This is a genomic window from Pseudomonas sp. NCHU5216 (genome assembly GCF_052156495.1).
GTDB lineage: Bacteria > Pseudomonadota > Gammaproteobacteria > Pseudomonadales > Pseudomonadaceae > Aquipseudomonas.
Map to the genome: position 1 here is coordinate 102,091 of NZ_JBQLIX010000015.1, position 10,726 is coordinate 112,816.

General features: G+C 61.2%; 8 protein-coding genes. 7 read left to right on the forward strand and 1 reads right to left on the reverse strand.

What is annotated here, in order from left to right; all coding sequences use genetic code 11:
• Positions 1 to 26: 26 nt before the first annotated feature.
• Positions 27 to 1,406 (reverse strand): glutamine synthetase family protein, encoded by a 1,380-nt coding sequence (locus ACSVIK_RS13085; protein ID WP_442444739.1) that lies wholly within the window; start codon positions 1,404 to 1,406, stop codon positions 27 to 29.
• 712 nt (positions 1,407 to 2,118) lie between these two features.
• Here ACSVIK_RS13085 and ACSVIK_RS13090 point away from each other — a divergent pair.
• The 7 genes from ACSVIK_RS13090 (at position 2,119) to ACSVIK_RS13120 (ending at position 10,521) form a co-directional block, all read left to right on the forward strand.
• Positions 2,119 to 3,477 (forward strand): glutamine synthetase family protein, encoded by a 1,359-nt coding sequence (locus tag ACSVIK_RS13090; protein ID WP_442444740.1) that lies wholly within the window; start codon positions 2,119 to 2,121, stop codon positions 3,475 to 3,477.
• Between the two features lie 84 nt (positions 3,478 to 3,561).
• Positions 3,562 to 4,935, forward strand: a complete 1,374-nt coding sequence (locus ACSVIK_RS13095; protein WP_442444741.1) for an aspartate aminotransferase family protein — start codon at positions 3,562 to 3,564, stop codon at positions 4,933 to 4,935.
• Positions 4,936 to 5,066: 131 nt separating this feature from the next.
• Positions 5,067 to 6,164, forward strand: a complete 1,098-nt coding sequence (locus tag ACSVIK_RS13100; RefSeq protein ID WP_442444742.1) for a polyamine ABC transporter substrate-binding protein — start codon at positions 5,067 to 5,069, stop codon at positions 6,162 to 6,164.
• Between the two features lie 113 nt (positions 6,165 to 6,277).
• A complete protein-coding gene (locus ACSVIK_RS13105; protein WP_442444743.1) occupies positions 6,278 to 7,369 on the forward strand; it encodes a polyamine ABC transporter substrate-binding protein in 1,092 nt (363 codons plus the stop codon).
• A 54-nt stretch (positions 7,370 to 7,423) separates the two neighbouring features.
• Entirely contained in the window at positions 7,424 to 8,578 is a 1,155-nt protein-coding gene (potA, locus tag ACSVIK_RS13110; RefSeq protein WP_442444744.1) for a polyamine ABC transporter ATP-binding protein, read from the forward strand.
• A 23-nt stretch (positions 8,579 to 8,601) separates the two neighbouring features.
• Complete coding sequence (locus ACSVIK_RS13115) at positions 8,602 to 9,483, forward strand: ABC transporter permease subunit (protein WP_442444748.1); 882 nt, start codon at positions 8,602 to 8,604, stop codon at positions 9,481 to 9,483.
• A 168-nt stretch (positions 9,484 to 9,651) separates the two neighbouring features.
• Positions 9,652 to 10,521: an ABC transporter permease subunit gene (locus tag ACSVIK_RS13120; protein WP_442444745.1), complete on the forward strand. Its 870-nt coding sequence runs from the start codon at positions 9,652 to 9,654 to the stop codon at positions 10,519 to 10,521.
• The last annotated feature ends 205 nt before the right edge of the window (positions 10,522 to 10,726 follow it).

The following is a 10,726-nucleotide window of genomic DNA, read 5'->3' on the forward strand; positions in this document are numbered from 1 at the left end:
GCGCTGTGGCCGGCTTTCTCGGGGGATTACACCGTGTGCAGGTACCAGTTGTACTCGAGGTCGGAGATGGTGGTCTCGAACTCCTGCAACTCGGCTTCCTTGCACGCGACGAAGATGTCGATGTACTTCGGATCGATGTATTTGTTCAGCACTTCACTGTCGTCCAACTGGCGCAGGGCATCGCGCAGGTTGTTCGGCAGGCTGGGTTCGAGCTGTTCGTAGGCGTTGCCTTCCACCGGCTCACCGGGCTCGATCTGATTGGTCAGGCCGTGGTGAATGCCGGCGAGGATTGAGGCCAGCATCAGGTAGGGGTTGGCATCGGCGCCCGCCACGCGGTGCTCGATGCGCACGGCATCGGGGCTGCCGGTGGGCACGCGAACGGCCACGGTGCGATTGTCCAGTGCCCAGCTCGGTGCGTTGGGCACGTAGAAGTTGGCACCGAAGCGGCGGTAGGAGTTGACGTTGGGGCAGAGGAAGGCCATCGACGAGGCCAGGGTGTCAAGGATGCCGCCGACGGCATGGCGCAGCGAGCTGTTCTGCAGCGGGTCTTCGGAGGCGAAGATGTTCTGCCCGGTCTTCTTGTCCAGCAGCGAGATGTGCACGTGCAGGCCATTGCCTGCCTGCCCTGGGTAGGGCTTGGCCATGAAGGTGGAATCCATCTCATGGTCGTAGGCGATGTTCTTGATCAGGCGCTTGAGCAGCAGGGCGTAGTCGCAGGCCTTGATGGCATCCTCGACGTGATGAAGGTTGACCTCGAACTGCGCCGGGGCACTTTCCTTGACGATGGCGTCGGCTGGTAGATCCTGTTCCTTGGCGGCTTCGAGCATGTCCTGCAGGCAGTCGACGTATTCGTCGAGATCGTCGATCAGGTACACCTGAGTGGATTGCGGGCGCTTGCCGGAAATGGGCGAGCGTGGCGGCTGCGGACGGCCGTTCACGTTCTCCTGGTCGATCAGGTAGAACTCCAGCTCGAAGGCTGCACAGATACGCAGGCCCAGTTCGTCGAACTTCTGCACCACCTGGCGCAATACCTCGCGCGGGTCGGCGAAGAAAGGCGTGCCGTCCAGCTCGTGCATGGTCATCAGCAGTTGTGCGGTGGGGCGCTTCTGCCAGGGCTCGTTGCACAGGGTATTGGGGATGGGGAAGCAGATACGGTCGGCGTCGCCGATGTCCAGGCCGAGGCCGGTGCTTTCGACGGTGGAACCGTTGATGTCCAGAGCAAAGAGCGAGGCGGGCAGGTTGATGCCTTTCTCGTACACCTTGTGCAGGGCATTACGGTCGATGCGCTTGCCGCGCACCACACCGTTCATATCTGCAATAAGAAGGTCGACGAACTGGACCTCGGGATGTTCCTTGAGGAACGCGTTCGCTTCGTTAAGCTGAACGGCACGCGGGGGTACCGACATGATGCAACACCTTTTTGTTAAATATATCAATCATGCGACTGCATGGGTGTGAGTCAATCCGAAACGCACATTGCTGTCAAGCAGGCGCCATAGTGCCCTCAAGTGGGGCATTGCGGCCATTTTTGGGGCGTTTCAGGGCGTTGCAGGTGGGCTCCAGCCTTAGCCGTTCGCGGTGCTCAATGGGGTGTGTTCGATTTTTTACAGACCTATTGTGTAAAAAAATGAACAAGGCTAAGCTCCGGTCAAACCCACTAACAGCAATAACACGGGTGTCTCATGTCTCGCTTGCCGATCATCGGCTTCAGCGCTCGTTCCAGGGGCTTGGCTTCGGTCTCCAGGGGAATACCAGTCGAGCGCGCTGCGATCTTGTGCCAATGGCCTGTCGATGCGCCATCCGGCTTCTGCTTAACCCTTTCTCCTGCTGGCGTCACCCGTTTCTGCCTGGATGTTCAAGATAGTGCGTCGAGTTCGCCTCTGTCGGCCTCCGCTGCTGGCGCATCTTGTGCAGTGCTCCAGGCCCGCGTCGCCGTGCCGCATGTGGGAGTGATTGCAGCAAAAGCGTCGTGCTCGGAGTGCACTATCTTTCATCGCTAGCAGTTAGCATCTTGAGTTTGCCGTGCTCTTCCAGGCCTTTGGTGAGGCTTGCAGGGGGAGGACGGAGCAACGCTGAAACGGCTATAACTCCAGCCGGTTCTACAACCCCGAGGTCTCTATGAGTACCAAGTTAGACCAGCTCACCAGCTGGCTGAAAGAACGCAAAATCACCGAAGTCGAATGCCTGATCAGTGACATGACCGGCATTGCCCGCGGCAAGATATCGCCGACCAACAAGTTCCTCGATGAAAAGGGCATGCGCCTGCCCGAAAGTGTGCTGCTGCAGACCGTGACCGGCGACTATGTCGAAGACGACATCTATTACGAGTTGCTGGACGAGGCGGACATCGACATGTTCTGCCGCCCCGACTCCGATGCCGTATTCCTCGTGCCCTGGGCTATCGAGCCCACCGCCATGGTGATCCACGACACCTTCGACAAGCAGGGCAACCCCATCGAACTGTCGCCGCGCAACATCCTCAAGCGCGTGCTGCAGATGTACGCCGACAAGGGCTGGAAGCCCATCGTCGCGCCGGAGATGGAGTTCTACCTGACCAAGCGCAACAGCGACCCGGACTTCCCCCTGGTGGCGCCCATGGGCCGCTCTGGTCGCCCGGAAGTAGGTCGGCAGTCATTCTCCATCGATGCCGCCAACGAATTCGACCCGCTGTTCGAGGACGTTTACGACTGGTGCGAACTGCAGCACCTGGATCTCGACACGCTGATCCACGAAGACGGCCCAGCGCAGATGGAGATCAACTTCCGCCATGGCGAGGCGCTGCACCTGGCCGACCAGATCACCGTGTTCAAGCGCACCATGCGTGAGGCGGCGCTCAAGCATGACGTGGCGGCCACCTTCATGGCCAAGCCGATCACCGACGAGCCGGGCAGTGCCATGCACATTCACCAGAGCGTGGTGGACATCAAGACCGGCAAGAGCCTGTTCTCCAACGAGGACGGCACCATGAGCGAACTGTTCCTGCACCACATCGGTGGCCTGCAGAAGTACATCCCCGAGCTGCTGCCGCTGTTCGCGCCCAACGTCAACTCGTTCCGCCGTTTCCTGCCCGATACCTCGGCGCCGGTGAACGTCGAATGGGGCGAAGAGAATCGTACCGTGGGCCTGCGCGTGCCGGAGGCCAGCCCGCAGAACCGCCGCGTGGAAAACCGCCTGGCGGGCGCCGACGCCAACCCCTATCTGGTGCTGGCGGCGTCGCTGCTGTGTGGCTACATCGGCATGGTCGAGGGCATCAATCCCAGCGCTCCGGTCAAGGGCCGTGGCTACGAACGCCGCAATCTGCGCCTGCCGCTGACCATCGAAGCGGCGCTGGAGCGCATGGAGGCGTGCAAGACCGCCGAGAAGTACCTCGGCGAGAAGTTCATGCGGGGCTACGTCGCGGTCAAGCGCGCCGAGCACGAGAACTTCAAGCGCGTGATCAGCTCCTGGGAGCGTGAGTTCCTGTTGCTGTCGGTGTAACGGCTACCGGCCGCGCCCAGCGCGGCCGCTACCACGAATTTCTGCGTGGCGCCGATGGCGCTGCGTGTCAGCAAGGTGTTGCTAATGAACAAGCAAGCGAACAACCCCAAGACCGCCCATTGGCAGGCCCTGAGCCAGGCCCACCACCTGGCGCCGTTCAGTGATTACAAGCAACTGGCCGAGAAGGGCCCGCGCATCATCACTGAGGCCAAGGGCGTGCACCTGTGGGACAGCGAGGGTCACAAGATCCTCGATGGCATGGCCGGGCTGTGGTGCGTGGCCGTCGGCTATGGCCGCGAGGAACTGGTCGAAGCTGCTGCGAAGCAGATGCTCCAATTGCCCTTCTACAACACCTTCTTCCAGACCGCCCACCCGCCGGTGCTGGAGCTAGCCCATGCCATCTCGCAACTGGCACCGGCGGGCATGAACCATGTGTTCTTCACCGGTTCGGGCTCGGAAGGCAACGACACCATGCTGCGCCTGGTGCGCCACTACTGGGCATGCAAGGGCCAGCCGAGCAAGAAGATCATCATCGGCCGTGACAACGGCTACCACGGCTCCACCGTGGCCGGTGCCAGCCTCGGCGGCATGAAGTTCATGCACGAGCAGGGCGACCTGCCGATCCCGGGCATCGCCCATATCCCGCAGCCGTACTGGTTCGGTGAAGGTGGCGACAAGTCGCCGGAAGAGTTCGGCATCTGGGCGGCTGACCAGTTGGAGCAGAAGATTCTCGAACTGGGCGTGGACAATGTGGCGGCTTTTATCGCCGAGCCGGTGCAGGGTGCCGGCGGCGTGATCATCCCGCCGGAGAGCTACTGGCCGCGCATCAAGGAAATCCTCGCCAAGTACGACATCCTGTTCGTCGCCGACGAGGTGATCTGCGGTTTCGGCCGTACCGGCGAGTGGTTCGGCAGCCAGTACTACGAGCTGAAACCCGACCTGATGACCATTGCCAAGGGCCTGACCAGTGGCTACGTGCCCATGGGTGGGCTGATCGTCAGCGACAAGGTGTTCGAGGTGGTCGAGGCGCACGGCGACTTCAACCACGGCTTCACCTATTCCGGCCACCCGGTGGCGGCGGCGGTGGGCCTGGAAAACCTGCGCATCCTCAAGGAAGAGGGCATCGTCGAACGGGTCAAGGCAGAAACGGCACCCTATTTGCAGCGTCGTCTGCGTGAGCTGGCCGATCACCCGCTGGTGGGTGAAGTGCGCGGCCTGGGCATGCTCGGTGCCATCGAACTGGTGCAGGACAAGGCCGCGCGCAAGCGTTATCCGGATGAAATGGCTGCCGGCATGGTGTGCCGTGGCCATTGCTTCGACAACGGTCTGATCATGCGCGCCGTGGGCGACACCATGATCATCGCCCCGCCGCTGGTGATCAGCTTTGCCGAGATTGACGAGCTGGTGGAAAAAGCACGCAAGTGTCTGGACCTGACCTTGGGTGACCTGTCGGTCTGAACGTCCGCAGTCACGGAAAGTTGTCAGCGGTGCCATGACCTTGCCAGACTGCGCCAGAGTGTGCGGGCCGGCCTGATTTGATCGGCTTGCGCGACCTCTGGATTACCGACACAACAACAGGAGCTGTACGCATGAAAACAATCGGCAAGACCCTTCTCGCGTTGTCCCTGAGCGCGACCCTGGCAGGCGTTGCCCAGGCTGAAGACAAAGTGCTGCATGTCTACAACTGGAGCGACTACATCGCCGAAGACACCCTGGCCAACTTCGAGAAGGAAACCGGCATCAAGGTCGTCTACGACGTTTTCGACAGCAACGAAGTGCTGGAAGCCAAGCTGCTTGCCGGCAGCTCCGGCTACGACATCGTGGTGCCGTCCAACCCCTTCCTGGCCAAGCAGATCAAGGCCGGCGTGTTCCAGAAGCTGGACAAGTCCAAGCTGCCCAACTGGTCGAACCTCGACAAGGATCTGCTCAAGGCGCTGGAGCCGAGCGATCCGGGCAACCAGTACTCGATCCCCTACATGTGGGGCACCATTGGCATCGGCTACAACGTCGAGAAGGTCAAGGCTGCGCTGGGTGACAACGCCCCGGTGGACTCCTGGGATCTGGTGTTCAAGCCGGAAAACATGGAGAAGCTGAAGTCCTGCGGCGTGTCCTTCCTCGATTCGCCGACCGAGATTCTGCCGGCCGCGCTGCACTACCTGGGCTATGCCCCGGACAGCAGCGACAAGGGTGAGCTGAAGAAGGCCGAAGAGCTGTTCATGAAGATTCGTCCGTCGGTGACCTACTTCCACAGCTCCAAGTACATCTCCGACCTGGCCAACGGCAACATCTGCGTCGCCATCGGCTACTCCGGCGACATCTACCAGGCCAAGGCGCGTGCCGAAGAGGCCAAGAACGGCGTTCAGGTCAAATACAACATCCCGAAAGAGGGCGCTGGTGCCTTCTTCGACATGCTCGCCGTGCCGGCCGATGCCAAGAACGTCGAGGCCGCTCACGTCTTCCTCAACTACCTGATGAAGCCGGAAGTGATGGCCAGCATCACCAACTACGTGCAGTTCCCCAACGGTAACGCTGCTGCCACGCCGCTGGTGGATGAAGCCCTGCGTACCGACCCGGGCGTGTACCCGAGCCCGGAAGTACTGAAGAAGATCTACACCTTCCCGGATCTGGCGCCTGCGGTGCAGCGCAACATGACCCGTAGCTGGACCAAGATCAAATCCGGTCGCTGATCGGACCTCGCGACACCTGGCGGCAAGCGCCGCCAGGTAGTCGCTGCTTCACGACGCGATTTCCTATAAAGTGCCGCGCTTTTTTGGCGGCGCAGCAACGCGAGGATGAAACTGTGCGAGTGACTCTGCCCAAGACCCTGATCGCCTTGGCTGCTGCCAGCCTGAGTGGCGCCGCGCTGGCCCAACAGACGGTGCATATCTACAACTGGAGCGACTACATCGGCGAGCAGACCTTGGCCGATTTCGAGGCCAAGACAGGCATCAAGCCGGTCTACGACGTGTTCGACTCCAATGAAACCCTCGAAGGCAAGCTGCTGGCCGGCAACACCGGCTATGACGTGGTGGTGCCTTCCAACCATTTCCTCGGCAAGCAGATCAAGGCTGGGGCCTTCCAGAAGCTCGACCGTAGCAAGCTGCCGAACTGGAACAACCTCGACCCGGCGCTGCTCAAGCAACTGGAGAAGAACGATCCCGGCAACCAGTACGCCGTGCCTTACCTTTGGGGCACCAACGGCATCGGCTACAACGTCGAGAAGGTCAAGGCCGTGCTGGGTGTCGACAAGATCGATTCCTGGGCCGTGCTGTTCGAGCCGGAGAACATCGAGAAGCTCAGCCAGTGTGGCGTCGCCTTCCTTGATTCAGGCGACGAGATGATCCCGGCCATGCTCAATTACCTCGGCCTGGATCCCAACAGCACCAAGCCGGAAGATTACGCCAAGGCCGAAGCCAAGCTCATGGCCGTGCGTCCCTACGTCACCTACTTCAACAGCTCCAAGTACATCAGCGATCTGGCCAACGGCAATATCTGCGTTGCGGCGGGTTTCTCCGGCGACGTGCTGCAGGCCGCCGACCGTGCCGAAGAGGCCGGCAAGGGCATCGATATCGCCTACGCCATTCCCAAGGAAGGCGCCAACCTCTGGTTCGACATGCTGGCCATCCCGGCCGACGCACCGAACGTCGAGCCGGCTCACGCTTTCATCAATTACCTCCTCGATCCCGAGGTGATCGCCCAGGTCAGCGACTACGTCGGTTATGCCAACCCCAATACCAAGGCAGCCGAGCTGATGGATCAGGACGTGCGCAACGACCCGTCTGTATACCCGCCACAAGCGGTACTGGACAAACTCTACGTGTCGGCCGAGTTGCCGCCGCGTGTGCAGCGTTTGATGACTCGCACCTGGACCAAGGTCAAGTCGGGTCAGTAACAGTTCCTGCCTGGCCGCAGGGGCCGGGCACAATCTTCCGGGAGTTTTCCAATAATGGCTGTCGCTTCCAGCGCCTACAAAAAAGCCCTCGAGGGAAGCCAGACACCGAAAGAGGTGCTGGTCAAGATCGATCGGGTAACCAAGAAATTCGACGAGACAGTGGCAGTCGACGATGTCTCCCTGACCATCCACAAGGGGGAGATCTTCGCCCTGCTTGGTGGTTCGGGCTCGGGCAAGTCCACCTTGCTGCGCATGCTCGCCGGCTTCGAGCGGCCCACCGAAGGGCGCATCATCCTCGATGGTGTGGACATCACTGACATGCCGCCCTACCAGCGGCCGATCAACATGATGTTCCAGTCCTACGCCCTGTTCCCGCACATGACCGTGGCGCAGAACATCGCCTTCGGCCTCAAGCAGGACGGTCTGCCCAAGGCCGAGATCGACGAGCGCGTGGCCGAGATGCTCAAGCTGGTGCACATGACCCAGTACGCCAAGCGCAAGCCGCACCAGCTCTCCGGCGGTCAGCGTCAGCGCGTGGCCCTGGCCCGCTCGCTGGCCAAGCGGCCCAAGCTGCTGCTACTCGACGAGCCCATGGGTGCGCTGGACAAGAAACTGCGCTCGCAGATGCAGCTCGAGCTGGTGGAGATCATCGAGCGTGTCGGCGTGACCTGCGTGATGGTCACCCACGACCAGGAAGAGGCCATGACCATGGCCCAGCGCATCGCCATCATGCACCTCGGCTGGATCGCCCAGACTGGCAGCCCGGTGGACGTCTACGAAAGCCCGGCCAACCGTCTGGTGTGCGAGTTCATCGGCAACGTCAACCTGTTCGACGGCGAGATCACCACCGATGACGCCGACCACGCCATCATCGCTTGCCCGCAACTGGACAAGCCCATCTACATCGGCCACGGCATCAGCACACGCGCCGAAGAGAAGCAGGTCACCTACGCCCTGCGCCCGGAAAAGCTGCTGATGGCCACCGAGCTGCCGGCCGATCATGAGCACCCGGAATACAACTGGAGCCGAGGTCACGTGCACGACATCGCCTACCTTGGCGGCCACTCGGTGTTCTACGTCAAACTCGACACCGGCCCGGTGGTGCAATGCTTCATCGCCAACGCCGAGCGCCGCGGCAAACGCCCCACCTGGGACGAGCCGGTGGTGGTGTACTGGGAAGACGACAGCGGCGTGGTACTGCAATCATGAAACTGGCCAAACTCTCGCGCTACCTGCCCAGCGGGCGGCATGTCGTGATCGGCATTCCGTTCCTGTGGCTGTTCCTGTTCTTCCTGTTGCCCTTCATCATCGTGCTGAAGATCAGCTTCGCCGAAGCCGACGTGGCCATTCCGCCCTACACGGAAATCTACGAGTGGGCGGACGACAAGCTGACCCTCCTGCTCAACCTGGGCAACTACATCTTCCTCTCCGAGGATGCCCTGTACCTGTCGGCCTACCTCGGCTCGCTGCGTATCGCCCTGTTCAGCACCCTGCTTTGCTTGGTGATCGGCTATCCCATGGCTTACGCCATCGCCCGGGCGCCCAAGGACAAGCAGACCGTCTTCCTGCTGCTGATCATGATGCCGACCTGGACCGCGATCCTTATTCGCGTCTATGCCTGGATGGGCATTCTCGGCAACAACGGCCTGCTCAACAGTTTCCTGCAGGGCATCGGCCTGGTCGATCAACCGCTGCAGATCCTCAACACCAACCTCGCGGTCTACATCGGCGTGGTCTATTCCTACCTGCCGTTCATGATCCTGCCGCTCTACGCCAACCTGGTGAAGCACGACCCGACGCTACTGGAGGCTGCCTCCGATCTGGGCTCGAGCAACTTCAACAACTTCTGGCGGATCACCGTACCGCTGTCGAAGAACGGCATCATCGCCGGCTCCATGCTGGTGTTCATTCCGGTGGTGGGCGAGTTCGTCATCCCCGAGCTGCTCGGTGGCCCGGAGACCCTGATGATCGGCAAGGTGCTGTGGCAGGAATTCTTCAACAACCGCGACTGGCCGGTGGCTTCGGCGCTGGCGGTGGTGATGCTGGCGATCCTGATGGTGCCCATCATCCTGTTCAACCGTAACCAGGCCAAAGAGCTGGAGGGGCGACCATGATCGAGCCAATCGCAATGAGCGCCGCATCCTATTCAACCGGCTTTCTAACCAGAAGCCTGGCCAAAGAGCTGGAGGGGCGGCCATGAGTTATCCAATCGTGATGAGCCCGGCATCCTGTTCAACCGGCTTTCTAACCAGAAGCCTGGCAAAAGAGCTGGAGGGCCGGCCATGAAACGTCTGAGCTTCTCCAACATCATGCTCTGGGCGGGCCTGGCGTTCATCTACCTGCCCATGGTGATTCTGGTCATCTACTCGTTCAACGGCTCGCGCCTGGTGACGGTCTGGGGTGGCTGGTCGGTCAAGTGGTACGTCGGCCTGCTGGACAACACTCAATTGATGAGTGCGGTGGCACGCTCGCTGGAAATTGCCCTGTACACCGCCATCTCGGCGGTGGTTCTCGGCACCCTGGCGGCCTTCGTGCTGACCCGCATCACCCACTTCAAGGGGCGCACCCTGTTCGGTGGCCTGGTCACCGCACCGCTGGTGATGCCGGAAGTGATCACTGGTCTGTCCTTGCTGCTGCTGTTCGTGCTGATGGCGCAACTGTTCGGCTGGCCGGCGCAGCGTGGCGTGAGCACCATCTGGATCGCCCACACCACCTTCTGCTCGGCCTACGTGGCGGTGGTGGTGTCCTCGCGCCTGCGGGAGCTGGACATGTCCATCGAGGAAGCGGCCATGGATCTGGGGGCACGGCCGTGGAAGGTGTTCTTCCTGATCACCGTGCCGATGATCGCGCCGTCGCTGGCCGCCGGTGCCATGATGTCCTTCGCCCTGTCGCTGGACGACCTGGTACTGGCCAGCTTCGTCTCGGGCCCGGGCTCCACCACCTTGCCGATGGAGATTTTCTCTGCCGTGCGTCTGGGGGTGAAGCCGGAGATCAACGCCGTGGCCAGCCTGATACTGTTGGCGGTGTCCTTCGCGACTTTCCTGGCCTGGTTCTTCAGCCAGCGCGCCGAGGAAAAACGCAAGAAGGCCCTGCAGCAGGCGATGGACGAAACCACGGGTAAGGCTGCTACCTGGGAGGCGGAAAAAGCCTGAGCGAGGGTTGCTGGTACGAGAAACGGGCCATTGCGGCCCGTTTTTCGTTGGCTCGGGGAATTTGATGCCGGACTGACAAGTTTGTGTGCTGGTTTTCGGTTGTTTCGGTGTTCAAGCTGCTTATCAGTGTTTAGCTGATGTCTCCCGTTTCGCCCCCCGGCGACCTTCTTTTGTCAAACGCCACAAAAGAAGGCAAAAAGGCTTG

Bases quoted from the DNA above. Each gene is read 5' to 3' on its own strand.
- ACSVIK_RS13085 (WP_442444739.1), bottom strand. From the start codon at position 1,406: ATGTCGGTACCCCCGCGTGCCGTTCAGCTTAACGAAGCGAACGCGTTC.
- ACSVIK_RS13090 (WP_442444740.1), top strand. From the start codon at position 2,119: ATGAGTACCAAGTTAGACCAGCTCACCAGCTGGCTGAAAGAACGCAAA.
- ACSVIK_RS13095 (WP_442444741.1), top strand. From the start codon at position 3,562: ATGAACAAGCAAGCGAACAACCCCAAGACCGCCCATTGGCAGGCCCTG.
- ACSVIK_RS13100 (WP_442444742.1), top strand. From the start codon at position 5,067: ATGAAAACAATCGGCAAGACCCTTCTCGCGTTGTCCCTGAGCGCGACC.
- potA (WP_442444744.1), top strand. From the start codon at position 7,424: ATGGCTGTCGCTTCCAGCGCCTACAAAAAAGCCCTCGAGGGAAGCCAG.
- ACSVIK_RS13120 (WP_442444745.1), top strand. From the start codon at position 9,652: ATGAAACGTCTGAGCTTCTCCAACATCATGCTCTGGGCGGGCCTGGCG.